This window comes from Lysobacter sp. HA18, assembly GCF_054057595.1.
The window spans coordinates 1,274,590-1,300,415 of sequence record NZ_JBSRZL010000001.1 but is presented as its reverse complement, the minus strand read 5'-3'; the positions used below and the strand labels follow the sequence as shown (position 1 = coordinate 1,300,415).

28 protein-coding genes and 1 tRNA gene are annotated in these 25,826 nt (G+C 66.9%); 14 read left to right on the top strand and 15 right to left on the bottom strand.

The window, feature by feature from the left end; genetic code table 11:
• Positions 1–9 precede the first annotated feature (9 nt).
• From ACVWWW_RS06595 to yeiP, 8 genes are read left to right on the top strand one after another with little or no spacing between them, the layout of a single operon-like run.
• Positions 10–414, top strand: coding sequence for a VOC family protein (locus tag ACVWWW_RS06595; RefSeq protein ID WP_027082715.1), 405 nt, complete (start codon positions 10–12; stop codon positions 412–414).
• Positions 414–2,417, top strand: a complete 2,004-nt coding sequence (locus tag ACVWWW_RS06590; protein ID WP_027082714.1) for an acetyl-CoA carboxylase biotin carboxylase subunit — start codon at positions 414–416, stop codon at positions 2,415–2,417. The genes ACVWWW_RS06595 and ACVWWW_RS06590 overlap by 1 nt, the downstream gene beginning before the upstream one ends.
• A complete protein-coding gene (locus ACVWWW_RS06585) occupies positions 2,414–3,310 on the top strand; it encodes a hydroxymethylglutaryl-CoA lyase (RefSeq protein ID WP_027082713.1) in 897 nt (298 codons plus the stop codon). Before ACVWWW_RS06590 ends, ACVWWW_RS06585 begins: the two co-directional genes overlap by 4 nt.
• The gene (locus ACVWWW_RS06580; RefSeq protein ID WP_027082712.1) at positions 3,307–3,798 is read left to right on the top strand and encodes a GNAT family N-acetyltransferase; all 492 of its coding nucleotides are present in this window, start codon (positions 3,307–3,309) and stop codon (positions 3,796–3,798) included. Before ACVWWW_RS06585 ends, ACVWWW_RS06580 begins: the two co-directional genes overlap by 4 nt.
• Before the next feature lies 1 nt (position 3,799).
• Positions 3,800–5,086 (top strand): amidohydrolase family protein, encoded by a 1,287-nt coding sequence (locus ACVWWW_RS06575; protein WP_027082711.1) that lies wholly within the window; start codon positions 3,800–3,802, stop codon positions 5,084–5,086.
• A gap of 56 nt (positions 5,087–5,142) precedes the next feature.
• Positions 5,143–5,913: an SDR family NAD(P)-dependent oxidoreductase gene (locus ACVWWW_RS06570; protein WP_027082710.1), complete on the top strand. Its 771-nt coding sequence runs from the start codon at positions 5,143–5,145 to the stop codon at positions 5,911–5,913.
• 4 nt (positions 5,914–5,917) lie between these two features.
• Complete coding sequence (locus ACVWWW_RS06565; RefSeq protein WP_027082709.1) at positions 5,918–6,202, top strand: hypothetical protein; 285 nt, start codon at positions 5,918–5,920, stop codon at positions 6,200–6,202.
• On the top strand, positions 6,199–6,765 hold the full coding sequence (gene yeiP, locus ACVWWW_RS06560; protein ID WP_027082708.1) for an elongation factor P-like protein YeiP: 567 nt from the start codon (positions 6,199–6,201) through the stop codon (positions 6,763–6,765). Before ACVWWW_RS06565 ends, yeiP begins: the two co-directional genes overlap by 4 nt.
• Before the next feature lie 69 nt (positions 6,766–6,834).
• Here yeiP and ACVWWW_RS06555 read toward each other — a convergent pair whose 3' ends face one another.
• Entirely contained in the window at positions 6,835–7,458 is a 624-nt protein-coding gene (locus ACVWWW_RS06555; RefSeq protein ID WP_456998658.1) for an NUDIX hydrolase, read from the bottom strand.
• Positions 7,459–7,580: 122 nt separating this feature from the next.
• Between ACVWWW_RS06555 and ACVWWW_RS06550 the strand changes: the two genes are divergently transcribed.
• From ACVWWW_RS06550 to mtnC, 4 genes are all read left to right on the top strand, one after another.
• A complete protein-coding gene (locus tag ACVWWW_RS06550; RefSeq protein ID WP_027082706.1) occupies positions 7,581–9,065 on the top strand; it encodes an amino acid permease in 1,485 nt (494 codons plus the stop codon).
• Between the two features lie 126 nt (positions 9,066–9,191).
• The gene (locus tag ACVWWW_RS06545) at positions 9,192–9,860 is read left to right on the top strand and encodes a methylthioribulose 1-phosphate dehydratase (RefSeq protein ID WP_027082705.1); all 669 of its coding nucleotides are present in this window, start codon (positions 9,192–9,194) and stop codon (positions 9,858–9,860) included.
• The gene (locus tag ACVWWW_RS06540) at positions 9,857–10,414 is read left to right on the top strand and encodes a 1,2-dihydroxy-3-keto-5-methylthiopentene dioxygenase (protein ID WP_027082704.1); all 558 of its coding nucleotides are present in this window, start codon (positions 9,857–9,859) and stop codon (positions 10,412–10,414) included. The genes ACVWWW_RS06545 and ACVWWW_RS06540 overlap by 4 nt, the downstream gene beginning before the upstream one ends.
• Before the next feature lie 58 nt (positions 10,415–10,472).
• A complete protein-coding gene (mtnC, locus tag ACVWWW_RS06535; protein ID WP_027082703.1) occupies positions 10,473–11,168 on the top strand; it encodes an acireductone synthase in 696 nt (231 codons plus the stop codon).
• A 46-nt stretch (positions 11,169–11,214) separates the two neighbouring features.
• Here mtnC and ACVWWW_RS06530 read toward each other — a convergent pair whose 3' ends face one another.
• The 12 genes from ACVWWW_RS06530 to hisS form a co-directional block, all read right to left on the bottom strand.
• Entirely contained in the window at positions 11,215–12,813 is a 1,599-nt protein-coding gene (locus tag ACVWWW_RS06530) for a calcineurin-like phosphoesterase C-terminal domain-containing protein (protein WP_027082702.1), read from the bottom strand.
• Positions 12,814–12,856: 43 nt separating this feature from the next.
• Positions 12,857–13,477: a bifunctional phosphoribosyl-AMP cyclohydrolase/phosphoribosyl-ATP diphosphatase HisIE gene (hisIE, locus tag ACVWWW_RS06525; protein ID WP_027082701.1), complete on the bottom strand. Its 621-nt coding sequence runs from the start codon at positions 13,475–13,477 to the stop codon at positions 12,857–12,859.
• Complete coding sequence (hisF, locus tag ACVWWW_RS06520) at positions 13,470–14,243, bottom strand: imidazole glycerol phosphate synthase subunit HisF (protein WP_027082700.1); 774 nt, start codon at positions 14,241–14,243, stop codon at positions 13,470–13,472. Before hisF ends, hisIE begins: the two co-directional genes overlap by 8 nt.
• Complete coding sequence (hisA, locus tag ACVWWW_RS06515; protein ID WP_027082699.1) at positions 14,237–14,992, bottom strand: 1-(5-phosphoribosyl)-5-[(5-phosphoribosylamino)methylideneamino]imidazole-4-carboxamide isomerase; 756 nt, start codon at positions 14,990–14,992, stop codon at positions 14,237–14,239. The genes hisF and hisA overlap by 7 nt, the downstream gene beginning before the upstream one ends.
• Positions 14,989–15,585, bottom strand: coding sequence for an imidazole glycerol phosphate synthase subunit HisH (gene hisH / locus ACVWWW_RS06510; protein WP_027082698.1), 597 nt, complete (start codon positions 15,583–15,585; stop codon positions 14,989–14,991). Before hisH ends, hisA begins: the two co-directional genes overlap by 4 nt.
• Positions 15,585–16,709 (bottom strand): bifunctional histidinol-phosphatase/imidazoleglycerol-phosphate dehydratase HisB, encoded by a 1,125-nt coding sequence (gene hisB / locus ACVWWW_RS06505; protein ID WP_027082697.1) that lies wholly within the window; start codon positions 16,707–16,709, stop codon positions 15,585–15,587. Before hisB ends, hisH begins: the two co-directional genes overlap by 1 nt.
• Positions 16,706–17,779 carry a histidinol-phosphate transaminase gene (gene hisC / locus ACVWWW_RS06500; RefSeq protein ID WP_027082696.1) on the bottom strand — a complete coding sequence of 358 codons (1,074 nt, stop codon included), beginning with the start codon at positions 17,777–17,779 and terminating at the stop codon, positions 16,706–16,708. Before hisC ends, hisB begins: the two co-directional genes overlap by 4 nt.
• Complete coding sequence (gene hisD / locus ACVWWW_RS06495; RefSeq protein WP_027082695.1) at positions 17,776–19,074, bottom strand: histidinol dehydrogenase; 1,299 nt, start codon at positions 19,072–19,074, stop codon at positions 17,776–17,778. Before hisD ends, hisC begins: the two co-directional genes overlap by 4 nt.
• Positions 19,071–19,979 (bottom strand): ATP phosphoribosyltransferase, encoded by a 909-nt coding sequence (gene hisG / locus ACVWWW_RS06490; protein WP_027082694.1) that lies wholly within the window; start codon positions 19,977–19,979, stop codon positions 19,071–19,073. The genes hisD and hisG overlap by 4 nt, the downstream gene beginning before the upstream one ends.
• Complete coding sequence (locus tag ACVWWW_RS06485; RefSeq protein ID WP_027082693.1) at positions 19,976–20,302, bottom strand: YerC/YecD family TrpR-related protein; 327 nt, start codon at positions 20,300–20,302, stop codon at positions 19,976–19,978. Before ACVWWW_RS06485 ends, hisG begins: the two co-directional genes overlap by 4 nt.
• 123 nt (positions 20,303–20,425) lie before the next feature.
• Positions 20,426–22,339 carry an aromatic amino acid lyase gene (locus ACVWWW_RS06480; protein WP_027082692.1) on the bottom strand — a complete coding sequence of 638 codons (1,914 nt, stop codon included), beginning with the start codon at positions 22,337–22,339 and terminating at the stop codon, positions 20,426–20,428.
• Positions 22,336–23,718: a histidine--tRNA ligase gene (gene hisS / locus ACVWWW_RS06475; RefSeq protein ID WP_027082691.1), complete on the bottom strand. Its 1,383-nt coding sequence runs from the start codon at positions 23,716–23,718 to the stop codon at positions 22,336–22,338. The genes ACVWWW_RS06480 and hisS overlap by 4 nt, the downstream gene beginning before the upstream one ends.
• 123 nt (positions 23,719–23,841) lie before the next feature.
• On the opposite strand from hisS, the gene ACVWWW_RS06470 reads away from it, so the two are divergent.
• Positions 23,842–23,918, top strand: a tRNA-Pro gene (locus ACVWWW_RS06470).
• Positions 23,919–23,972: 54 nt separating this feature from the next.
• Here the strand turns inward: ACVWWW_RS06470 and ACVWWW_RS06465 are convergent.
• A complete protein-coding gene (locus tag ACVWWW_RS06465) occupies positions 23,973–24,809 on the bottom strand; it encodes a universal stress protein (protein WP_155914245.1) in 837 nt (278 codons plus the stop codon).
• 97 nt (positions 24,810–24,906) lie between these two features.
• The gene (locus ACVWWW_RS06460; protein WP_155914243.1) at positions 24,907–25,167 is read right to left on the bottom strand and encodes a DUF6868 family protein; all 261 of its coding nucleotides are present in this window, start codon (positions 25,165–25,167) and stop codon (positions 24,907–24,909) included.
• Positions 25,168–25,343: 176 nt separating this feature from the next.
• Here ACVWWW_RS06460 and ACVWWW_RS06455 point away from each other — a divergent pair, with 176 nt between their 5' ends.
• Positions 25,344–25,661 (top strand): hypothetical protein, encoded by a 318-nt coding sequence (locus ACVWWW_RS06455; RefSeq protein ID WP_155914241.1) that lies wholly within the window; start codon positions 25,344–25,346, stop codon positions 25,659–25,661.
• Positions 25,662–25,826: the final 165 nt, after the last annotated feature.

Genomic DNA, 25,826 nt, shown 5'->3' with positions numbered 1-25,826 from the left:
GATGACCCCATGATCGACCACCTCGGCATCAGCGTCCGCGATTTCGACGCGAGCCATGCGTTCTATACCGCCGTCCTCGCCCCGCTCGGCTACGCGCCGATCAAGGACGTGACGCCGGAAATGTCCGGCAACGGCACGCGGCATGCGGGTTTCGGTCGCGACGGTATGCCCGCGTTCTGGATCGGCACGCGAACCGACGATGCGGTGACGCGCGACGGGCTGCACATCGCGTTCGCCGCCGCGTCGCGCGCGGATGTCGATGCGTTCCACGCCGCGGCACTCGCCGCGGGTGCGCGCGACAACGGTCCGCCCGGTCCGCGTCCGCAGTACCACCGGGGCTATTACGGCGCGTTCGTGATCGATCCGGACGGCCACAACATCGAAGCGGTCTGCCACCGGCCGGAAGCGTCCTGATGTTCGAGAAGATCCTGATCGCCAATCGCGGCGAGATCGCCTGCCGCGTCATCGGCACCTCTCGTGCGCTCGGCATTCGTACCGTCGCGGTGTATTCCGATGCCGACGCCGATGCGCAGCACGTGCGTCAGGCGGACGAGGCGTACCGCATCGGTGGGCCGCGTCCGCAGGAGTCGTATCTGCGTGGCGATGCGATCCTCGAAGTCGCACTCAAGAGCGGCGCGCAGGCCATCCATCCCGGCTACGGCTTCCTCAGCGAGAACGCGGACTTCGCCGATGCGGTGGAAGCCGCGGGCCTCGTCTTCATCGGCCCGCCCGCGTCGTCGATGCGCAAGATGGGAAGCAAGGCCGGCGCGAAGGACCTGATGCACGCGGCTGGCGTGCCGGTGGTGCCCGGTTACACCGGCGAAGACCAATCCAACGACGTGCTGCAGCGCGAGGCCGATCGCATTGGTTATCCGCTGATGATCAAGGCCGCGCACGGCGGCGGCGGCAAAGGCATGCGCATCGTGCGTTCGTCGCAGGAATTCCTGCCGAACCTCGAAAGCTGCCAACGCGAAGCGCGCAATGCGTTCGGTCGCGATCGCGTGCTGCTGGAGCGCTACATCGAGCAGCCGCGCCACATCGAGATCCAGGTGTTCGCCGACCGTCACGGCAACGCCATGCATCTGTTCGAGCGCGAATGCTCGGCGCAGCGTCGCTACCAGAAGGTGCTGGAGGAATCGCCGTCGCCCTTCCTGACGCCCGAACTGCGCCGCGCGATGGGCGACGCCGCCGTGCAGGCCGCTCGCGCGATCGACTACGTCAACGCCGGAACGGTCGAGTTCATCGTCGGGCAGGACGGCGGTTTCTATTTCATGGAGATCAACACGCGCCTGCAGGTCGAGCATCCGGTCACCGAGATGGTGACGGGGCTCGACTTGGTCGAATGGCAGCTACGCGTCGCATCGGGCGAACCGCTGCCGCGCACGCAGGAATCGCTGACGCAAAGCGGGCATGCGATCGAAGTGCGCCTGTATGCGGAAGATCCGGATGCAGGCTTCCTGCCCGGTTCCGGCCGCCTGGAACGCCTGCGTTTGCCGACCGCGACCGAAGGCGTGCGCGTCGATTCGGGCGTGGTCGAAGGCGACACCGTCACGATCTTTTACGACCCGATGATCGCCAAGCTGATCGTGCATGGCGCGGATCGCACGCAGGCGCTCGCGCGGATGCGCAGCGCGCTTGCGCAGTGCGAGATCGCGGGGCCGAAGTCGAACATCGAGTTCCTCGAACGGCTCGTGCGTCACCCGGCCGTGGTGAACGGCACGATCGATACGGGTTACCTCGATCGTCATCTCGACGAGTTCATCGGTGCATCCGATTCCGATGACGCGCGACTTTTCGTCGCTGCGGTCGTTGCGCGTCTCATCTCGCACGAACGTGGCGCGCGCGGGTGCAACGCGGCATCGAACGACCCGACATCGCCGTGGGCGACGCCAGACAGCTGGCGCATCGGCGACGCTGCGCTTTCGCGTATCGCGGTCGAACATCGCGGTGAGCGCACGGTGCTACGTGCAGGTGGAAACGGCGGCACGTACCGCGTCGAGCACGACGGTCGCCTATACGCGATCGAAGGGGCGCGTCTGGAAGACGAAGTACTGAGCTTCCGTCTCGACGGTGACGCGATGCGCGTCCAAGTGGGCGCGGGTCGCGGCTCATGGTCGGTGCATGACGGCTCGCATCGCCTCGCGATTTCCGCTGCGCCGCTGCACGACACCCACCACGGTGCGGGCGAAGGCGGCACCGATCGCATTGCTGCACCGATGCCGGGCCGCATCGTGGTCGCGCGCGTGCAGCCAGGCGACAAGGTGACGGCCGGCCAGGAAGTCATGGTGATCGAAGCCATGAAGATGGAGCTGAGCCTGAAGTCGCCCCGCGACGGCGTGATCGCCGAAGTGCGCGGCGCCGGGGGCGACTTCGTCGAAGCCGATGCGGCGCTGGTGGTGCTGGAGCACGTCGAATGAGCGACCTCGTCCGCATCGTCGAAGTCGGGCCGCGCGATGGGCTGCAGAACGAGAAGACCATCATCTCGACGGCCGACAAGATCGCGCTGATCGACCGGCTTTCCGCGACGGGACTGTCCGTCGTCGAAGCCACCAGCTTCGTCAGCCCGAAGTGGGTGCCGCAGCTCGCCGACGCCGCGGACGTCTATCGCGGCATCACGCGACGCAGTGGTGTCGACTATCCGGTGCTGGTGCCGAACCTGCAGGGCTACGAGCGCGCGCGCGAAGTCGGCGTTACACATATTGCGGTGTTCACCGCGGCGTCCGAAGCGTTCAACCGCGAGAACATCAATGCTTCGATCGACGAATCGCTGGAGCGCTTCGCGCCGGTGATGGAGCGCGCGAAGGCCGACGGCGTTCGCGTGCGCGGCTACGTGTCGACGGTGCTGGGCTGTCCGTACCAGGGCGAGGTTCCGGTCGCCGACGTCGTGCGCGTCGCAAAGGCGCTGCACGAGATGGGCTGCGAGGAAGTTTCGCTGGGCGACACAATCGGCGTCGGTACACCATCGAAGGCGCGCGCGATGCTGCGCGACGTCGCGAGCGAAGTGCCGATGCAGGCACTCGCCGTGCACTTCCATGACACGTATGGCCAGGCGCTGGCGAACATCCTCGCCTGCCTCGAGGAAGGCGTTCGAGTCGTCGATTCGGCGGTCTCCGGCACGGGCGGCTGCCCGTATGCGAAGGGCGCGAGCGGCAACGTTGCCAGCGAGGACGTGGTCTACATGCTGCACGGCATGGGCATGACGACCGGCGTCGATCTCGATGCGCTCGTCGATACCGGCCGCTGGCTTGCCGCCCTGCTCAGCCGCGAAACCTCCAGCAAAGTCACCCGCGCACGCGGAAGCAACGAATGAAGCCTGCCGAATACACGATTCGCCCCATCGAACCGCGCGACGACGCGGCCATCGCCCGCATCATCCGCACCGTCATGCCCGAATTCGGCGCATGCGGTTCGGGTTTTGCGATCAATGATCCCGAGGTCGACTGGATGCACCGCGCGTATTCGGGCGACCGCAGTGCGTACTTCGTGGTCGAGGTGAATGGCGAAGTGGTCGGCGGTGGCGGGGTTGCACCGCTCGAAGGCGGTGACGCCGACACCTGCGAGCTGCGCAAGATGTATTTCCTTCCGACGGCGCGCGGGCTCGGCGCCGGCGCGGCGGTGATGGAGAAGTCGCTCGATACCGCGCGCGAGTTCGACTTCAAGCGCTGCTACCTCGAAACGCTGACGGGCATGGACGCGGCCATGCGCCTTTACGAGCGCAAGGGTTTCCGTCGCATCGACACGCCCATGGGCGCGACCGGTCACGGCGGCTGCGACATCTGGTACCTCAAGGACCTCTGACATGAAGCGGATGCTGGCTGCGGTGCTGTGCGTGGCGTCGCTGGCAGCGATGCCGGTGTCCGCCGAAACGTTGCTGCTCGCGCCAGCGCGAGTGTGGACCGGCGAAGGCACGTCGCAGCCGGGCTGGGTCGTGCTGGTGCGCGACGGCGCGATCGCGGCGGTCGGGCCTGCGTCGACGGTCACCGCCCCGGCCGACGCACGCCGCATCGATCTGCCGAACGCGACGCTGACGCCCGGCCTCATCGAACTGCATTCGCATCTGTTCCTGCACCCGTACAACGAGGAGAGTTGGAACGACCAGGTGCTGAAGGAGCCCGAGGCGTATCGCACGTTGCAGGCCGCGAAGTTCGCGGGCGACACGCTGCGCTCGGGCTTCACGACGCTACGCGACCTCGGCACCGAAGGCGCGGGTTTCGCGGACGTGTCGCTGAAGCGCGCGATCGATGAAGGTCTCGTCGCGGGACCGCGTCTGTTCGTTTCGACGCGTGCGATCGTCGCGACATCGAGCTACGGCCCCGGCCCGCGCGGCTTCCGTCCCGATGCCGACCTGCCCGGCGGCGCACAGGAAGTCAGCGGCACTGACGAAGCCACGCGCGCCGTGCGCGAACAGGCCGGGCGCGGCGCGGACTGGATCAAGTTCTATGCGGACTATCGCGTCGGCCCGGGCGGTAGCACGCAGCCCGCGTTTACCGCGAACGAGATGAAGGCCGTCGTCGAAGCTGCGCATACGGGCGGACGCCCCGTCGCGGCGCATGCGGCGAGCGACGCGGGCATGCGCATGGCGATCGAGGCCGGCGTCGACACCATCGAGCACGGGTATGGCGGCACGCCGCAGACGTTCAAACTGATGCACGACCGGCACGTCGCCTACCTGCCGACGCTGACGGCGGTCGAGGCGACCGAGACCTACTTCAATCACTACGTGCCGGGCCAATCCGCACCGACGCCGAAGATCGAGGAGTCACTGAAGGCGTTCCGCACTGCGCTGGCGCAAGGCGTCACGATCGGCTGCGGTAGCGACGTCGGCGTATTCCGCCACGGCGACAACTGGCGCGAGCCCGCGCTCATGGTCAAGGCCGGCATGGCGGCGGTCGACGCGATGCGCGCCTGCACGTCGACGGCGGCGGCGATCCTCAAGCAGCAGGACCGGATCGGCCGCATCGCGGTCGGCCTGCGCGCGGATCTCGCCGCGTTCGAGGGCGACCCGACCGTCGCGATCGACGCGCTGCGCCAGCCGGTGCTGGTGGCGAAGGACGGCGTGCTCTACCGCGAGCCGGCGTCGCACTGAGGCGAAACCGCGCAGCCGGTAGAATCGCGGCCTTTCCGGCTTTCCGAGGGACCGCCATGCAGATCTCCAACGCCCGCGCCGTCATCACCGGCGGCGTCTCCGGCCTCGGCTTCGCCGTGGCGCAGCGCATCGTTCGCGAAGGCGGCCGCGTCGCGCTGTTCGACGTCAACGACGAGAAGGGCCAGGCCGCGGTCACCGAACTCGGTGCCGACAAGGCGAAGTTCTTCCGCACCGACGTGACCGATGAAGCGGGCGTCACCGCGAACGTCGCCGCCGCGTCCGAATTCCTCGGCGGGCTCAACGTCACCGTGAACTGCGCGGGCATCCTCGGCTCGGGCCGAGTGCTCGGCAAGGACGGCCCGATGGCGCTGTCCCAGTTCCAGACGACGGTGATGGTCAACCTCGTCGGTAGCTTCAACGTCGCCAAGGCCTGCGCTTCGCTGATGCAGAACAACGAAGCCGGCACCGACGGCGAGCGCGGCGTGATCATCAACACCGCGTCGGTCGCCGCGTACGAAGGCCAGATCGGCCAGGCCGCGTATTCCGCGTCGAAGGGTGGCGTCGTCGGCATGACGCTGCCGCTGGCGCGCGAGCTGGCGCGCTTCGGCATCCGCGTCGTCACCATCGCGCCGGGCGTGTTCTGGACGCCGATGGTCGACGGCATGCCCGACAGCGTGCAGCAGTCGCTGGCGGCGTCGATCCCGTTCCCCTCGCGCCTGGGCAAGCCGGACGAATTCGCCGACCTCGCCGCGTACATCCTCGGCAACACCTACCTCAACGGCGAGACGATCCGCCTTGACGGCGCGACGCGTCTGGCACCGAAGTAAAGCGATGCCACGAATTCCGCACGAAGCACACCGCTGGAGTCGCGCACGCGCGCTGGGGCGCACGCGCTACGTGCTGCTCGTCGGCGTCGCTGGCTGGGGCTTGCCGATGTTCGTTTACATGATGCTGCTGCGCCCATGGATGAGCGGCCATCCGCAGGACATTTCGGCGCGCCACCTCGCGGTCGGCGCCGTGACATGGGCGCTGGCCGGCGCGGTGTTCGGACTCTTCATGTGGCATGTCGGCCGCGTCGACCCAAGATTTCAGAACAACGAGCAAACCAGGCAATGAAGGCTTACGACATCAAGAAGGGCAACGTCGTTGAACACAATGGCGGCGTGTACCAGATCCGCGACATCGAGCGCAGCAGCCCGCAGGGTCGCGGCGGCAACGTGCGCTTCCGTTTCACCATGTACAGCGTGCCCGGCGCGAACAAGCTCGACGCCAGCTTCGACGGTGACGACGACCTGCGCGAAGTCGATCTCGCGCGTCGCCAGGCGACGTTCTCGTACATGGACGGCGACGCGTTCGTGTTCATGGACGACGAGGACTACACGCCGTACGCGCTCGACGCGGACGTGGTCGGCGACATGGCGGGCTACGTCGTGCCGGACCTTTCGGGCTGCTACGTGCAGATCATCGACGACGCACCGGTCGGCCTGCAGCTGCCGCAGACGGTGACGATGCAAGTGATCGAAACGCCGCCGGAACTCAAGGGCGGCACCGCGACCAAGCGCCCGAAGCCGGCGAAGCTGTCGACCGGCCTGGAAATCATGGTGCCGGAGTACATCGGCAACGGTGAGCGCGTGCTGGTCAACACCACGACGGGCGAGTTCGCGGGCCGCGCGGACTGACTCGAGGTCGATCGGAAATACGAAGGGTCGGCATCGCTGCCGGCCCTTTTTTTGCGTCACTCGATGAGGTCAGCCCGCCGACTGCAGATCGCCGTTGCGGATGCGCCACTTCATCGACATGCGGCGCACCGAGTCGTCGGTGGCGGGATCGTCGAGCAGCGACTGAACATCGCGCCATGCGAGATCCAGCGATTCCTCGCTGACGACGAACGCCTCGTTCTCACCCGCGCGCACGACGAACCGCACGTCGTAATGCCAATGCGCGGGCACGTCGCGACGCTCGGGAATCCAGTGGCGATCGAGGTCGAACAGCCCGGCCTCCAGCGTCAATCCGGTCAGGCCCGACTCCTCCTCGGCTTCCTTCAACGCGACGCGACCCAGGTCGACGTCGCCGTCCGCATGACCGCCGAGCTGCAGCCATCGACCGAGCTTGCGGTGATGCGTGAGCAGCACGCGCGTGCCGGTGCGGTCTACCAGCCATGCCGACCCGGTGAAGTGCCCCGCGAGCCGCTCACGCGCGAACGGCGCGCTGTCGATGTCGTGCAGCAGCTCGACGAAGTGCGCGACCACCTCGGCCTCGGCGGGCCAGCGGCGCGCGTAGTCCGCGAGATCGTGGTGCAGCTGATCGGTCGTGGACGAGTGGTCGGGTCGAGGCGTCCATACGATGGCGTCTTCATGGGTGCAGTGCAGCATTATCCCGATTCATGGTCCGAAGGGCGCGACGCGACTTGTGCAGCGCAGGCGGCTGCGGCTAAGGTCCACGGGTTCCCCGGCGTGCGAGCGCCGGGGCCTTAGTCCCGGGGAGAACACCGCAAATGCTGTTCCAGCGCAGAAAGCCGCTCGACCTGATTCTCGCGACCGCTGAAAAGCGCTCGCTCAAGCGCCAGCTCGGCGCATTCGACCTGACCATGCTCGGTATCGGCGCCGTGATCGGCACCGGCATCTTCGTGCTCACCGCGGTCGCGGCGAACAAGGCCGGCCCGGGCATGATGTACTCGTTCATCATCGCCGGCGTGGTCTGCGCGCTCACGGCGCTGATGTACTCCGAGATCGCGGCGATGGTGCCCGTCTCGGGCTCGGCCTACACGTACTCGTACGCGGTGCTCGGCGAGCTGATCGCGTGGATGGTGGGCTGGGCGCTGATCCTCGAATACGCGGTCGCAGCAGGCGCCGTTGCGGTCGGGTGGTCCGGCTATGCGAACGGCTTCCTGCACGCACACGGGATGGGATTACCGACGGCACTGCTCTCGGGTCCGTTCGACCCGGTGACGCTGCCGGACGGCACCGTCGCACGCGGCAGCTTCAACCTGATCGCCTTCCTGCTCTCGCTGCTCGTGACCTGGCTGCTCGTCATCGGCACCAGCAAGTCGGCGAAGGTCACGTCGGTGCTGGTGCTGATCAAGATCGCCGCGCTCACCGCGTTCGTGCTGCTGGCCTTCCCGGCCGTGCAGTCGACCAACTTCACCCCGATGCTGCCGAACGGCTGGGGCACGCCGCTCTCGGGCGTGGGCGTGCTGGGCGCCGCGGCGTCGATCTTCTTCGCGTACGTCGGCTTCGATGCGGTCTCGACGGCTGCCGAAGAAACCAAGAACCCGAACCGCAACATCCCGATCGGCCTGATCGGTTCGCTCGGCGTCTGCACCGTGTTCTATCTGCTGGTCGCGTACGCGGCCGTGGGTTCGATGGGCGCGCAGCCGGGCGGTCCGCTGTCGATGAGCAAGGAGCCGCTGGCGTTCGTGCTCCGCAACATCGGCTGGCCGCGCGTGGGTGACCTCGTCGCCGCCGCAGCGATCATCGCGCTGCCGTCGGTGGTGCTGATGATGATGTTCGGCCAGACGCGCATCCTTTTCACCATGGCGCGCGACGGCCTGATGCCGTCCGTGTTCGCCAAGGTGCACCCGCGCTTCCACACGCCGCACGTGGTGACCTGGACGACCGGCGTCTTCGTGGCGTTCTTCGCCGCGCTGTTCCCGGTAAGCGCGCTTGCGGACATCTCGAACGCCGGCACGCTGTTCGCGTTCTTCATGGTCTGCGCCGGCGTGATGATCCTGCGCCGCACGGAGCCGACCCGTCCGCGTCCGTTCCGCACCCCGCTGGTCTGGATCGTCGGCCCGCTGGCGCTCGCCGGCTGCGTCCTGCTGTTCTTCAGCCTGGGCTGGGATCCGACGATCAAGTTCTTCTGCTTCTGGGCGGTTCTCGGCCTGATCGTGTACTTCCTGTTCGCCCGCAAGCGCAGCCACCTGGCGCACGGCGAGCCGATCGAACTGCACGAAGAGCCGGAACCGAACATCCACAAGTAAGCGAGCGACATCGGTTCACGGAAACGGCGCGGGCGACCGCGCCGTTTTCTTTTGTTCCGCGGTCTGCACTGCGGCGTCGCACCTCCGTTGCGCGTCGGCAACACGGTCTGCCCTAAACTTCCGCCGATGAGCACCTCCCTGCCCTACGACCCGCAACGCCTCGCCGTCTGCGCGGACGAAATCATCGTCAACGTGCGCGAGCTCGCCGATCGCGGCTGGACGCCCGCGACCAGCAGCAACTTCTCGCGCCGCATGGATGCCGACAACGTCGCCATCACCGTGTCCGGCCGCGACAAGGGCCGGCTGGTCGAGGCCGACATCATGGTCGTCGACCTCGATGGTCGGCCGGTCGCGACCACGCAGAAGTCGTCCGCCGAAACGCTGCTGCACACACAGCTCTACAAGCGCTTCCCCGACATCGGCTGCGTGCTGCACACGCACTCGATGAACCAGACCGTTGCATCGCGGCTGTATGCAGCCGATGGCGTGCTTCGGCTTGAAGGCTACGAGCTGCTGAAGGCGTTCAACGGCAACACCACGCACGACGCCGTGCTCGACCTGCCGGTTCTGCCCAATACGCAGGACATGCCCGAACTCGCCGGACGCGTTGAACGCCTTCTCGACACCGGCCCGATGTGGGGCTACCTGATCGACGGCCACGGACTCTACGCATGGGGACGCGACATGCCCGAAGCGCGCCGTCACCTCGAAGCGTTCGAGTTCCTGATCGCCTGCGAACTCGAACTCCGCCGCCTCGGCACCTCGTCCACCGCACTGTCCCGGAGCGCGCCATGAGCCGCCTGCGCATCTTCCACGAAGCCACGCCCGACCAGCCGGAGTTCGTCTCGAGCGAGCTCGAACCGATCCGCGAACACCTCGCGCCGATCGGCGTCGGTTTCGAGCGATGGGAAGCGAATCAGCCGATCAAGGCGGGCGACGCACCGGACGTCATCCTCGACGCGTATCGCAGCGACATCGATCGCATCGTGCGCGAGCGCAACTTCAAGACCGTCGACGTCGTCAGCATCGCGCCGGACAACCCGAACCATGCCGACGCGCGCAAGAAGTTCCTCGACGAGCACTTCCACAAGGAAGACGAGGTGCGCTTCTTCGTCGCGGGATCCGGCCTGTTCACACTGCACGCCGGCGAGCGCGTCTACGAGATGAAGTGCGAGGCCGGCGACCTGATTTCGGTGCCGGATTCGATGCTGCACTGGTTCGACATGGGTCCCGAGCCCAACTTCGTCGCGATCCGTTTCTTCCAGGAACCCGACGGCTGGATCGGCCACTTCACCGGCAACGACATCGCGCAGAAATTCCCGCGCTACGAGCCCGGCCAAGCCGGCTGACCCTACGTATTCGCCTTCCTGCGACGCGTTCGCGGCGGCCAACTCGAGCGACGAAAGCATGCCCGTCCGCGCCATCCTCACCGACATCGAAGGCACCACCAGCAGCATCTCGTTCGTGAAGGATGTGCTGTTCCCGTATGCTCGCCGCGCACTCCCCGGCTTCGTGCGCGAGCACGGCAACGAGCCTGAAGTGCGACGCTGGCTCGATGCGGTTGCTGTCGAACAGGGCGGAATCTGCAGCGACGATACGATCGTCGAAGTGCTGCAGGGCTGGATCGACGAAGACCGCAAGCACACGGCGCTAAAGGCGCTGCAGGGCATGATCTGGAACGCGGGTTATCGCAGCGCCGACTTCACCGCGCACCTGTATCCCGACGCCGCGGTCGCGGTGCGCGAATGGCATGACGCGGGTTATCCGCTGTACGTCTATTCGTCGGGCAGTGTGCCAGCGCAGCGCCTGTTCTTCGGTCACAGCGACGCCGGGGATCTGACGCCGCTGTTCTCAGGTTGGTTCGACACCGAGGTCGGCGGAAAGCGCGAGGCCGACAGTTATCGCCGCATCGCCGAAAGCATAGGCATTGCACCGGGCGACATCCTGTTCCTGTCGGACGTTGTCGAGGAACTCGACGCCGCGCGCGACGCAGGCATGCAGGCGGTGTTGATCGACCGTCGCAACGACTATCCGCAGCCGCGCACGGGCGATGCGACGCACGGCCATCGCCGCGTCGAGACGTTTGCCGACGTCGGGATCTAGGTTCCGTTCGATCGCGTCGGTGTAGCGACGCGCGCCGCGACTCGCGTTACGGCTCGGCGTCCTGCAGCGAGTACGTCGTGTCCGCGTGCTGCTCGCCCTGCCAGCGATCGAACGTGCGTACCTCGATGCGATGCGATCCGACCGGAAGATTCGTCGGCAGCGCACCGCGCCAAAGATGCGTCGACGCCTGCGCTTCCGGCGAGCGGTCGTAGCCGCGTAGCTTCGCCGCCTCGTCGTCGCGCACGTTTTCGCTCAGCAACCACGGGTCCGGCTGTCCGACGCGCTTCATCGGCGCCCAGTCGCCACCGTCGACACGGAATTCGGTGCGCTGGTCCGGCGTGCCCATCCAGACGTTCGCGTACACGCCCCACGCAGGATATGCGCCACGACGCAGCACGCGCGGTGCATGCAGGCGCATCGCGCGCGTGACATCGCCGGAGTCAGCAGTGATGCCCGCCGGCTGCCACGACAACCTGTAACTGCCGTCATGCGAGACGATCAGGCGCGCGGTGCCGTTTGGTGTCCCGTCGGGCATCGTCGAATCCGGCACCCCCGCGGCGTTCTTGACGCCCGACCAGTACGCGCCGCAGGCCGCGCCCGAGTTGTATTCCTGCAGCGGCGACGCGCCATGCCAGCCGGTCTTCTCGTCGTGGAAGAACTGGCGCTGCACATGGCCGTGCGCGCTCAGCACCAGCACGTGCGGCACATCCTTCAACAGTGCGAACAGGCGTTCACGATCAGCGCTGCGGAAGGTCTCGCCGCCATCCGGAAACAACGGGATGTGCACCGCGACCACGAGCAGTCTTTTCGCATCGTGCGTCGGGAGGTAATGCTCGAGGAACGCGAACTCGTCGTCACGCAGTCCACCGATGTACGCCGGTTTCTGCCCCGGGCGCGAGATGACGTCGTCGAGCACGACGAAATCCGCCTGCGGCTCTTCCCAGGCGAACGTATCCGGGCCGAACTGCTGGCGGAACGTCAGCAGCGCGTCGGTATCGCTCTTCGCGTCCGCATCGACGTCGTGATTGCCTGCGACGTGCAACCACGGCGCGCCGAGACGCGTCGTCAGCGCAGTCATGTCGGGATACAGCGAAAGATCGTCGCTGACGACGTCGCCGAGTGTCAGGCCGAGATCGGCTGCAGGTGCACCATCGCGACGCCGCAGCGGCTCGACGATGTCGCGTTCGTAATAGCCGACATCGATCTTGGACTTGGGCTGCGTGTCGGCGAATACCAGAACGTCGAGATCAGCGTTACGCGGTTTCGCATGACGCAGCCCGAACGATGGACACGTCGTGCCGGCATCGCGCAGCCCGCCGTAGCGCAACACCGGTGCCGAGCGATGCGGCGCATGCGCCCAGAACAGCGGCAGGCCGTCGGCACGTCGAGGCGCATCGAAGCCCGCGGGCTTGATCACGAACAGGGTGCGACCCGGCTCGGCGGGCAAGTCGAATCGGCCGTCCGCCGACGTGGTGACGATGCGAACGCCGTCGGACACTCGCATCCTCGCGAGGCCGGGCTCGCCCGCATCGCGACGACCATTCCCGTTGCGATCTTCATACACCGCGCTGTTGCAAGACGCGGGCTGCGCATGCGACCACGAGGCAAACGTGAGCAGCGCGAGCGCGAGGAGCGAACGGGTCATGGTGGCCTCCGGGACGAGGCCGAAGCCTAGCAGCGGCGCGGTGCTATTGCGTAGCGCCGTGGCGCTGCTTCAGCACACCGACCGCGTCGTTCAGCGACAGGCCGCGCGCGCGCAGCAGCACGATCAGGTGGTACAGCAGGTCGGCGGATTCACCGAGCAGTGCGCCGTCGTCCTGCACCACGCCCGCGAGCGCGGTCTCGACGCCCTCCTCGCCCACTTTCTGCGCGATGTGGCGTACGCCGCTGTCGAACAGTTTGGTCGTGTAGCTGCCGTCTGGACGCTCGAACGCGCGACGCTCGACAAGTACATCGAGCGTCGACAGGAAGTCGCCCGGTGCATCCGGAAAGCAGCTTGCGCGGTCGAGATGGCAGGTCGGGCCGCGTGGGGTTGCGAGCACCAGAAGCGTGTCGCCATCGCAGTCGAGTTTCACATCGGCGACGTCGAGCACGTTGCCGGACGTCTCGCCCTTGGTCCATTGCCGCTGCCGCGTGCGACTGAAGAACGTCGCCTGACGTGTCGCGAGCGTATGCGCGAGCGCGTCGCGGTCCATCCAGCCGACCATCAGCACGCGCAGGGTCCGCACGTCCTGCACCACAGCGGCGACCAGGCCATCCTGTTTCGCCCAGTCGATGATGTCGGCGTCGAAGGTGATCGGATCACGCACGGCGCACCTCGATTCCGGCCGCGGCCAGTTCCCGCTTGAGTTGCGGAATGCGCACGGTGCCGGAGTGGAACACGCTTGCGGCGAGCGCGCCGTCGACATCGGCGTCGCGGAAGACGTCCGCGAAGTGCGAGGCGTCGCCGGCGCCGCCCGATGCGATGAGCGGAACGTCGCAAAGTCGACGCGCCTCGCGCAATTGCTCGATGTCGTAGCCGCTTCTCACGCCATCGCTGCCCATGCAATTCAGCACGATCTCGCCAGCACCGCGACCCTGCGCTTCGACCATCCAGTCGAGCGTGCGACGCGCGAGCGCGCGTGTCCGCGACGGATCGCCCGTGTACTGGCGCACGCGCCACTCACCGTCATCATCGCGTAGGCTGTCGAGACCAACGACGACGCACTGCACGCCGAATGCGGCGGCCAGTTCGTCGATCAGCTCGGGCCGCTCCAGCGCGGGCGTATTGACGGAAATCTTGTCGGCACCCGCGTGCAGGATTTCGCGCGCGTCTTCCACGCGGCGGATGCCGCCCGCTACGCAGAACGGGATGTCGATCAATCGCGCCACGCGTTCGACCCAGCCGCGGTCGACGCTGCGGCCTTCCGGGCTCGCCGTGATGTCATAGAAGACGAGTTCATCTGCACCTTCGTCGCGATAACGCAGCGCGAGCTCGACGATGTCGCCCATGTCTACGTGGTCGCGAAAACGCACGCCTTTGACGACTCGGCCGTCGCGCACGTCCAAGCATGGAATGATGCGGCGGCTCAGCACGGTGCGCTTTCCGTTGCGACGGCCAACGCATCCGCGACGCTCAGTCGCCCTTCGAGCAGTGCCTTGCCGAGCACGATGCCCGCGCAGCCGGATTCAAGCGCAGCACGCACATCTTCGACCGAACGCGCACCGCCGGATGCCTGCACCCGCAGCGACGGGGCCCGTGGGATCAGCGCCGCGTATAGATCGAGATTCGGCCCGGCAAGCATGCCGTCGCGCCCGATGTCGGTGCACAGCAGATGCCGCAGGCCGGCAGTGGCGTACAGCTCGACGAGGTCGAACAGATCGACACCGCCGGTGCGCGTCCAGCCTTCGGTTGGCAATGTCCAGCGGCCCTCGGCCTCGCGTGTGTCTAGCGCCACGGTGACGCGCTCATTACCGAACTTCGCGAGCCAACCCGCCACGGCTTGCGGTTGTCGCACCGCCAGCGACCCAACGACGACGCGATCGGCACCGGCATCGAGAAGGCGCTGCACGTCGTCGACCGAGCGGACGCCGCCGCCGGTCTGCACGCGCAGTCCGGTGGCCGCGCGGATGCGCGTCAGCAGGTCGCCGATGGAATAGCCGCCATCGCGCGCGGCGTCGAGGTCGACGAGATGCAGCCACGTCGCACCCTCGTCCGCGTACCGCCGCGCTACCGCGAGCGGATCGTCGGCATAGCGCGTTTCCTGCGAATAGTCGCCCTGCCTGAGGCGCACGACGCGGCCTTCGCGAACATCGATCGCCGGGTAGACGGTGAAATCGGTCATGCCGGTACCTTCAGGAAATTCTCGAGCAGCTGTGCGCCGACGGCTGCAGACCGCTCGGGATGGAATTGCGCGCCCATGCGATTGCCGCGCCTTACGACGGCGGCGAAGCGCTCGCCGTGCGTGCACGTCGCAATCGTGTCGTCGGTGACAGGCGCAGCGTACGAGTGGACGAAGTAGGCGTTGTCGCCGTCACCGACGTTGGGGAGCAGCGCATCGTCGCGCACGCGCTCGAGCGTATTCCAGCCCATGTGCGGGACGCGCAGCCCCGGCGCGCTGCCGAGCTTGCGTACGCGACCGGGCAGCAGCGCGAGGCAGTCGACATCGCCTTCTTCCGACGACTCGAACAACAGCTGCATGCCGAGGCACACGCCGAGCAGCGGTTGCCGCAGCGATCGCACGCAGTCGACGAGATTGAGCTCGCGCAGTCGCGCCATGCCTGCTGCCGCCGCGCCGACCCCCGGGAGCACCACGCGTTCTGCAGCGGCGATTTCATTCGCATCGGCGCTGAAGCGGACGCTCGCGCCGAGACGCTCGAACGCATAACGTACCGAGCCGATGTTCGCGCCGCCGGCGTCGATCAACACCACGTCCATCAGAGCGCGCCCTTTGTCGACGGTAGCTCGCGACCTTCGCGCCTGATCGCCTGACGCAGCGCGCGCGCGACGACCTTGAAACAGGCTTCGACCTTGTGGTGATCGTTGTTGCCCTGCACTCGCACATGCAGGTTCAGCCCCGCGGCTTCGCACAACGACCGGAAGAAGTGCGGCACCAATTCGGTCGGCAGTTCGCCGACGCGGTCGCGCTTGAAGTCACCTTCGAATACGAAGTACGGGCGTCCGGAGAAATCGAGCGCGGCGCTCGCCAGCGATTCATCCATCGGCAGGGTGAACCCGTATGACGGCGTCGCTTCGGCTTCGCCGTTCGCCTCGTCTGCCGCGCCGTATCGCCCGATGCCCCGCTTGTCGCCGAGCGCCTGACGCAGCGCCTGGCCGAGTGCGAGTGCGCAATCCTCGACGGTGTGGTGTTCGTCGATGCGCAGGTCGCCTTCGCAGGTCAGGTCCAATGCAAAGCCGCCGTGCTTGCCGATCTGTTCGAGCATGTGATCGTAGAAGCCGAGTCCCGTGTTGATCTTCGGCTCGGCAGCCCGGTCGAGATCGACGTCGACCGTGATCCGCGTTTCCTTCGTATTGCGCTCGACACGCGCCGTGCGCGGCGCGTCGACGAGTGCGTGCGCGATGCCCGTCCAATCCCACTCACCGCCGAACTGCGACGTGCGCAGCTGGAACGCGCGGATGCCGAGGTTGTCGGCGAACTGCACATCCGTCGGACGATCGCCGACCATCGCCGAGCGCGACCAGTCGATCGATCGATCCTTCAGATACGACGTCATCAGGCCGATCTGCGGCTTGCGCGTCGGCGCGTTTTCGCTGGGAAAACTTGTGTCGATGAGCACGTCGCGAAAGCGGATTCCCTGGCTTTCGAACACCTGCATCATCAGGTCGTGCGGGCCCTGGAACGTGTCGCGCGGATAGCCCGGCGTGCCGAGGCCGTCCTGGTTGGAGACGATCACGAACTCGTAGCCGGCGTCGCGCAGTTTCAGCATCGCCGGGATGACGTCAGTGACGAAGCGCAGCTTTTCGAAGGCGTCGATCTGGAAGTCGGACGGTTCCTCGATCAACGTACCGTCGCGATCCACGAAGAGGATCGGCGTGCTCATGCGATCGCTCCAGCGAGCACCGACAGCACGCGATCGTTCTCGTCCGGCCGTCCGACAGTGATGCGCAGCGCATCGCCCAAACCGGGCTGCGCGCGAACGTCACGAACGACGACGCCGGCCGACAGCAGCGCGTCGAATGCGCCCTGCGCATCGTCGAAACGGACCAGCACGAAGTTCGATGCCGACGGATAGACAAGCCGCACGCCGGGTGCGACGCGCAGCGCTCCGGCGAGCCGCGCGCGTTCCTGCACGGCGAGCGCCGTTGCCCCGCGGGTGCGTGCGAGTGCAGCGTCATCCAGTGCATCGCTCACGAGCGCGATGCATGGCGAAGGCAAGGGGTACGGCGCCTGGCAGCGGCGCAGCACGGCGATCAGGTCGGCATCGCCGATCGCAACGCCGAGCCGCGCGCCGGCGAGTGCATGCGCCTTCGACAAGGTTCGCAGGACGACGACGTTGTTCGTTTCGCCGAGGAGCGTAAGCGCGGATGGCGTCGACGCGAACTCCTGATAAGCCTCGTCGACCACCACGACGGCGCGTCCCTCGAGGCGCGTGGCAAGGCGGCGCACGTCGTCGAGCGGCACTACGTCGCCCGTCGGATTTCCGGGCGAGCAGAGGAAGACGAGCGTCGCACCGGACGCGAGCGACGCGTCTCCGACCGCGTCGATATCGCAGCGGAATGCACCTTCGCCATCGACCAAAGGAACTTCGACCACTCGCACGCCGTGGAGTCGCGCGCTCACCGCGTACATGCCAAATGTTGGTGGCGTGGTCACGACGGCGCCCTGCCCTGGCGCGCACAGCGCGCGCACCAGCAGATCGATGGCTTCGTCGCTGCCGCGACCTGCAAGAAGCTGCTCGGGCGCGCAGCCGTAGAGCGACGCCAGCTTCTCGCGCAGCGCCTGCGGCTGCGGGTCCGGATATCGGCGTGCGCTCCCGTCGTCCGCGGCGTTCGGCCACGCGGACTCGTTGGCGTTGAGCCACACGTCGCCGGTCAGCCGGTCGCTGCGTGCCGAGCGATAGCCCGCGAAGTCACGCAGATCCGCGCGCACGAGGTCGATGGGCGACGTCATGCCAAAGCCTCCAACCGTAGCGAGACAGCGCGGCCGTGGGCGTCGAGCCCTTCCGCGTTTGCGAGTTCGACAGCACACGGCCCGATCGCGGCGAGACCTTCGCGCGCGACTTCCTGCACGGTGATTGCGACCTGGAAGCTGGCCACGCTGAGCCCGCCCGTGAAACGCGCCGCCCCGCCCGTCGGCAACACATGGTTCGTGCCGCTGCAGTAGTCGCCGAGCGCTTCGGGCGCCCAGTCGCCGAGGAAGATCGAACCTGCGGCATCGACCCGGTCGAGCCAGCCCCGTGGTTCGCGAAGCGCGAGGATCAAGTGCTCGGGCGCATACGAATTGCTGATGTCGAACGCGATGTCGAGCGTGTCTACTTCGATCGCGAGCGAGGCTTCGAGCGCAGCACGTGCAATGTCCGCGCGCGGCAAAGTACGCAGTTGCCGATCGATCTCGGCGGCGACGCCATCGAGCACATTCGTGTCGTCGCTGATCAGGACGACCTGCGAGTCGCGACCGTGTTCAGCCTGCGAGAGCAGATCCGCCGCAACGAACGTCGCATTCGCGCCGGCATCTGCGATGACCAACACTTCCGAAGGCCCAGCCGGCATGTCGATCGCGGCGCCGCCTTCCGTCATCGAGACCTGGCGCTTCGCTTCGGTAACGAAGCCGTTGCCTGGCCCGAACAGCTTGTCGCACTTCGGGATCGAGGCCGTGCCGAACGCCATCGCGGCGATCGCCTGCACGCCGCCGAGCGCGAACACGCGCTGGATTCCGCAGCGCTGCGCGGCATACAGAACGGCGGGATCGACGGTGCCGTCGGCTCGCGGCGGCGAACACAGGATGACTTCGGCACAACCTGCAAGCTGCGCAGGTACGCCGAGCATCAGTGCGGTCGAAGGCAGTGGTGCGGAACCTGCCGGCACGTACAGGCCCACGCGACGAATCGGACGCAACACGCGCTCACAGCGCACACCCGGCGCGGTGTCCACGACGACGGGTGAGGTCATGCAGGCGGCGTGGAAGACGCGGATGCGCTCGGCAGCATCGTCGATCGCGCGCTTCAACGCGTCGGGCAACGCGGCGCGTGCGTGGAGGAACGCTTGAGTGTCGACGTCGAATCGCCCGATATCGACGCCGTCGAAACGGGTGGTGAGCTCGCGGAGTGCTGCGTCGCCGTCGCGGCGCACCTGCGCGATCAACGTCGCGACCGACGACGCGACGTCATCGGCAACCCGCTGTGCAGGACGACGCAACGCGTCCTCGCGCGCCGTGGCGTCGAGTTCGGACCAGCGGATGCGCTTCATGCCAGCATGCTCTCGACTGGCAGCACCATCAGGCCCTGCGCGCCCGCTCGCTTGAGGTCTTCAAGACGCTGCCATGTCAGGCGACCGTGGCAGAGCGCCTGCAGCGCGAGGCGGTCGGCACCATCGACCTGCAGGACCGTCGGCGATTCGGCGTCGGGCAACAGCGGCAGCAGGCGCGGGATCGCTGAACGCTCCGCCTGGAACATGAGCAGGCGACTGTGGCGCGTACGCAGCGCGCCTTCGAGACGGCGCAGCAGAAGCTCGGCAAGTAGTGCACGCTCGCCTTCGAATTCGGCAGCCGGCCCTGCGAGCACGGCTTCGCTTTCGAGCAGCGTCGCGACCGGCTTGAGTTGGTTCGCGGCGAGCGTTGCGCCACTGGAAACAAGGTCGCAAATCAGGTCGGCCTGGCCCAGGCGCGGCGCGATTTCGACCGAGCCCGACAGCGTCACGATGTCGGCATTGATGCCCTGCCCGTCCAGCCAGCCGCGCAGCAGCGCCGGATAACTCGTCGCGATGCGCGTGCCTTCGACCTGCGACGCACCCGTCCAGCTCCAGTCATCGGGCACCGCGAGCGCAAGTCGGCAACCGCCGAAACCGAGCGGAACCAGCTCGCGGAATGCGGAGGGCGCACCGCCGCGCTGGCGTTCAAGGTCCTGCTCGCCAAGCACGTTGCGGCCGACGATGCCGAGATCGCACACGCCATCGGCGATGAGACCGGGAATGTCGTCGTCGCGCACCAGCAGCAGGTCGATCGGCAGCGCTTCGCCGTAGCAGAACAGGCGGTCGCGGCTTTCGCGCCAGCTCAGGCCGCAGGAGCCGAGCAGTGCACGGGCGGGGTCGGCGAGGCGGCCGGACTTCTGGATGGCGATGCGCAGGCGATCGCGGGGTTCGATGACGGAGCTCATGCGTTCTCTTTGCGCGGCCGGCGTGCGAGGCGTTTGGTGGCGATGCGGTAGCCGCCGGCGCCGTGTTCGAGGGTTCGGGCAACGCGCCCGATCGTGGTGACGCTGACCTTCGTCTCGTCATGGATTTCGCGGTACGGAACGCGATCCTGCAGGTACGGAACCACGCGCCAGCGATCGCTCATCGACTCGAGTTCGGCCGGCGTGCAGAGGTCCTCGAGGAACGCGAGCACCTCGTCGCCCGACCGCAGGGCGGCAAAGGCCTCGGCGAGGACCTCGAGGGACAGTTGCTTTTCGGCGTCTTCGAGCGGCGGGCGTCGCTTCATCGTCGTTCCAATGTAATAGCGCGTTAGTACATTAATGGGCAGACGGCCGCTGGTCAATGCCGCAAATGAAAACGGGCCGGAGTTCATCCGGCCCGTTCAGGGGTATCGTCTGCGATGGCACCCTCAGTGGATGGCGTCGCCCAGTACGGCCTGCCGCGCCGCGGCGAGGACGCGTCCGTCCTTCACCAGATGCACCGCGGCCTGAACGTCGCCGTCCATAGCGCGGTCGAAGCCCATGAAGGCGATCGACTCGCGGATGACCGCATGCGCGGCCTGCACAGCAGTGCCCGGGCCGAACTCGCCCGCTTCCGCAAGCTCACGACGCAGTCCGTCGACCTCCGCCATGAACGCGTCGCGGTCCGACGACGATGCCGCGGGTGAGCACGCCACCTTCGATGCGAGATCGTCCAGCGAGCCGGCACGCGCCAGCGCACGCGCGGCATTGATCATGTCGCGACGCAGGTCCAGCGCCTGCGCGGCGGTGTACAGCTCGAGGCCGAGCACCTTGCCGAGATCCTCAGCCATGGCGAGCACGTGGCGCGCTTCGTTGGCGCCCATCGACACGTGGTCTTCGGCGTTGGCGCTGGTCGGAATCGAATAGACCGACGCCGGCATCGCGCGGCTCGCGAGGTCGTTGACGATCGCCGCTGCGGTGTACTGCACGATCATGAAGCCGGACTCGGTCGCGTCCTCGTTGCCGATCAGGAAGCCCGGCAGTCCGTCGTTCGTCGCGGGATCGACCAGCTTGTTGAGGCGACGCTCCGAGATGCTCGCGAGCACGGGAATCGACGCCTTGACGTAGCTCATCGCGAGTGCGAGCGGCATGCCGTGGAAATGGCCGGCGGAGACGACCTGGTCCTCGACGTGTTCGGCCTGCGCGTCGGGGAAGATGATCGGGTTGTCGGTCAGCGAGTTGAGTTCGATGTCGAGCACGCGGGCGGCCTGCGCCAGCGCGTCGCGAACCGCGCCGTGCACCTGCGGCACGCAACGCAGCGAATAGCTGTCCTGCGGCTGATGCTTCTTGCCGCCGCGGAACGGGCGGAAGCGGTCATAGAACTTCTCGCGGCCGTGGCGCTGCGACAGCGGCACCCAGTCCCAACCGATGTCGAAGCGCAGCTCGCGCGCCTCATCAGTGGCCCAGCTTTCCGGCAGCCACGGTCGGAAACGCGGCACCAGGTGATACGGAATGTCGGCGAGCGTGGAACCTTCGAGCAGCTGACGCAGATGCGCGGCAACCGCGACCTGCCCCGGATGCGGACGCAGCGCATGCACCTCGGGCTTGAATGCACCGAGACGGCCGGCGAACGCATCGATCGTCATCGCGGCCGCGAGGTCGGCGGTGTCGACAAGATCCTCGAGCTTGGCCAGCGCCAGCACGCCCGTCGCGAGCATCTGCGCCGTGCCGTTGTTCAGCGCGAGGCCTTCCTTGTACGAGAGCGTGACCGGCTGAAGTCCAGCGCGACGCAGCGCTTCAGCGCCCGGCAGTCGCTCGCCGCCGAGGAACGCTTCGCCGCCACCCAGCAGCACGATCGCGAGATGCGACAGGGGCGCAAGATCGCCGCTCGCGCCCACGGAACCCAGCTGCGGCACGACGGGCACGACACCGGCGTTGAGCATCGCAGCTAGCGCACGCAGCGTGTCGACGCGAATGCCCGAATGTCCGCGCATCAATGTGTTGATGCGGATGCACAGCATCGCGCGCACCACTTCCGGCGCGAACGGCTCACCCACGCAAACCGCATGCGTAACGATCAGGTTGCGCTGCAGTTCCGCATGCAGTGATTCGTGCGGATTATTCGCGTCACTGCCCGCGCCATTGCGCAGGCGATACGAGCCGAGCAGGCGATCGGCATTACTGCCGAAGCCGGTCGACACGCCGTAGATCGGTTCTTCGCGGCTTACCTGCTCGGCAAGAAAATCCGCAGCGCGTGCGACTGCGGGCAGCTGCGCTTCGTCGAGTTCCACTGCCGCGCCGTACGCAACGGCCAGCACCTGCGCGCGCGTCAGCGAGCGACCATCCAGATGCACCGGCTTCATGCGCGCACCACCGGCTGAGCGAGTTCGACTCGCAGCGTCGATGCAAGCTCCGCACGGTCGACCTGGAACTGGTCTTCGCGACGCAGGTCCTTGACCGTCACCTTGTTCGCGGCGATCTCGTCGTCGCCCAGCACTACGACGAAGCGGATGCCGGCGCGATCGGCGTAACGGAACTGCTTGGCGATCTTCGAAGCTTCCATCACCACTTCCGTGTTGAAGCCGGCGTGGCGCAGGTCGTTCGCGACGGCGAGGCAGTGCGGCAGGTGCGCGGCGTCCATTTGCGTCACGAGTACCTGCACGGTGCTTTCAGCGGCGCCTAGCAGGCCCGCTTCGCGCAACTGCCAGAAAAGCCGCGTCAGGCCGATCGAAATGCCGACGCCCGGCAGCTTCGACTTCGTGTAATGGCTCGCGAGGTTTTCGTAGCGACCGCCCGAACAGATCGAGCCGATCTGCGGGTAGTCGTTGAGCGTGGTCTCGTAGACGGTGCCGGTGTAGTAGTCGAGGCCGCGTGCGATCGAAAGATTGAGCGCATAGGCGGTCTCGGGCACACCCATCGCGCGCACGAGCTCGAGAACTTCGCGCAATTCGTCGACACCCGTCGCGAGCGCTTCGTTGACGTCGCCTTCGGTCGCGAGGCGATCGAGCGTCGCGATCGCATCGGCATGCGACGTCGAGCGAATCTCGACGAAGCGCAGGATGCGATCCACAGCGTCCGCCGCAAGTCCAAAGCCCTCGCCTGTCAGCGTTTCGCGCACATAATCCGCACCGCGCTTGTCGAGCTTGTCGACCTCGCGCAGCACCAGCGCCTGCTGCTGCGCATCGGTCACGCCCTGCTGCTCGAAGAAGCCGCGCATCAGCTTGCGGTTGTTGAGCTGGATGGTGAATGCGCCGATGTCGAGTTCGGAGAACACGGCGTGGATCGCGGCGGGAAGCTCGGCGTCGAAGCGGACGCTCAATGCGTCCTTGCCGATGACGTCGATGTCGCACTGGTAGAACTCGCGGAAGCGGCCGCGCTGCTGGCGCTCGCCGCGATACACGCGCTGCATCTGGTAGCGGCGGAACGGGAATGCGAGGTCGTGCTCGTGCTCGGCGACATAGCGCGCGAGTGGCACGGTCAGATCGAAGCGCAGGGCCATTTCCGGCACGCCGTCACCCGCCTTCTCTAGCGCGCCGGTCGACTGCACGAAGTAGACCTGGCGCTCGGTTTCGCCACCGGATTTCGTCAGCAGCACCTCCGACAGCTCCATCACCGGCGTTTCGACCGGCAGGAAGCCGAAGCGCTCGAAATTGCGGCGGATGACGTCGAGCATCCGCTGGAAGGCGATCTGGTCGGGCGGCAGGAGTTCGAGGACTCCGGCCGGCGTGCGTGGCTTGATCAAGGGGTTCCCCGAAGCGGGCGGATCGGACGTCACAGTTTAGCGGCGACGGGCGCCGGCCCACGGACGGCTTCACCGCCCCTTGTCGCGAACGCCGCCGCCCGATAAACTTTGCGGCTCAGCTGTCGGGGTGTAGCTCAGTCTGGTAGAGCGCTACGTTCGGGACGTAGAGGTCGCAGGTTCGAATCCTGTCTCCCCGACCAAAAGATCGATTGAAAAAGCCGGCCTCGCGCCGGCTTTTTCTTTTTCCGGCTCGGCTAGCGCTCGTGGCGCAGCAGCAGCGGAATGTCGGTATGGCACAGCACATGCCGAGTCACGCCGCCCAGCGCCCACTCCGTCAGGCGCGCGTGGCCGTAGGCGCCCATGACGAGCAGGTCGGCACCGAGCGCACGCGCCTCTGCCAGCAAGGCCGCGCCTGTTCCCTCGCCGCCATCCCCCACGTCGATCGTGCGGATTTCGGCTTCGGTTCGATGTCGTGCGAGCGCGTGGCGCAGGTCGAGCGCGGGCAGCGTCGGTTCGATCGCGCCTCGGGAGCCGTCGAGGACGACGAGCCGCGTCGCCTGCTCGATGAAGGGGCGCGCCGAATGCAGCGCGGCGGCGGCGCCGGACGAGCCGTCCCAGGCGACCACGACCGTTCCGAACGTCAGCTCGTCCATGCAGGGCGTGGGCAGGACGAACGTCGGAAGCCCGGTCGCGGACGCGAGCCGACCGACGCCCGACGGATTCGTCCATGGATCGTCCGACGTCGGATCGACCTCCGCGACGAGCAGATCGTGCGAACCGGCGACCGAGCGCAGTGCACGCGCAGCATCGCCGGCGGACGACAGCCATGCGCTGCCGCGAACGCCCAGCGATGCGGCCCATGCGTCGAACTCGGCTGCACGTCCGTCGCATTCGAGCCGCTGGCGCGCGACTTCCAGCGCCGCAGCGGCGACGAGCATTCCGGGGTCGTAAGGCGATAGCGGCGGCAACCCGACCGGCACCACGTGCACGGCCGTCAGCGCGCCATGCAGCATCGCGGCGATGCGCGCGGCGGCGCGAACGCCGTCGTCCCAGTTATTGATCCGCTGCGAGCGGACGAGTACGTCGTGCATGGTCAAGTCCCGTGTTTCGTGCGTGTACGAATGCGCCAAGCGCGCGCTGTTTCGCGTGCGTCGCTGCAACTCTTCGTCGACGGCGTCGATGCGCCGCTCATGTGCCGCTTCCCGCTAATCCACTCGCATACAGCCCGATCAGCGGAAACACGAAGAACACCATCAGCGCGAGCTTGAATGCACCGATGAGCACGAACATCAGTACTTCGTACGTCGGGCGTTCGATGCGGAACCAGTGACTGTGCAGTCGGTAGACGCGCTCGCGCATGGCGATCCACGCGAGCGCCCAGACGAACAACACCGCGTATCCGGCGACCGCGCTCCACGTGAGCACGCTGGCGAGCTGATGAGGCGTCATCGGTGTTTCCATCGGGGCGATGACCTCACCTTGCGCGCCACGACATGCCGGGCGTTTGCGTCGGATCAAAAACGCGTTCTGCTGTGTTCGTTCGATGGACCGAGGCGATCCGATCCGTCGGCGTCACCGGCGACGGTTTCACCGAACCGAGAATCGCGGGCTGTCAGGCTGCAGCCATGACCGATCAGACCGACCAGGACCGTATCGAAGCGCTCGAGGCCGATGTCGCGTTCCTCAAGGAGCAGATGTCGCTGCTGGCGCAGTACCTGGCGATCATGATCGGCCGTGCGCAGGTCAACGACTGCATGTTGTCGGCATTGATCCTGTCGCACCACGACCGCGAGTCGCTCAACAGCGTCTGGCGGCAATCCTCGGCCGCGGTGATTCCGAACGTGATCGTGCGCGGGCCGTCGCCCTGGGACTCGGAAATCGCCGATACCGCCAAGCAGCGTGTCGAGCATCTCAACGAGCTCGCGGACCCCGAAGCCTCCTAGCGGAGGCAACCATGAATCGGCCGCCCGTCGGCCAGCCGCGCTCGTCCGCCGGAAGGTAGGGCGGTTTGGCTGCGTCCGCTTAAATTGTGATCGACTTCTCGATTCAGCCCACGTTGCCTTCACATTCGGGACGGAAGACTCGTCGCCGTTCAGCCCCGATTTCGA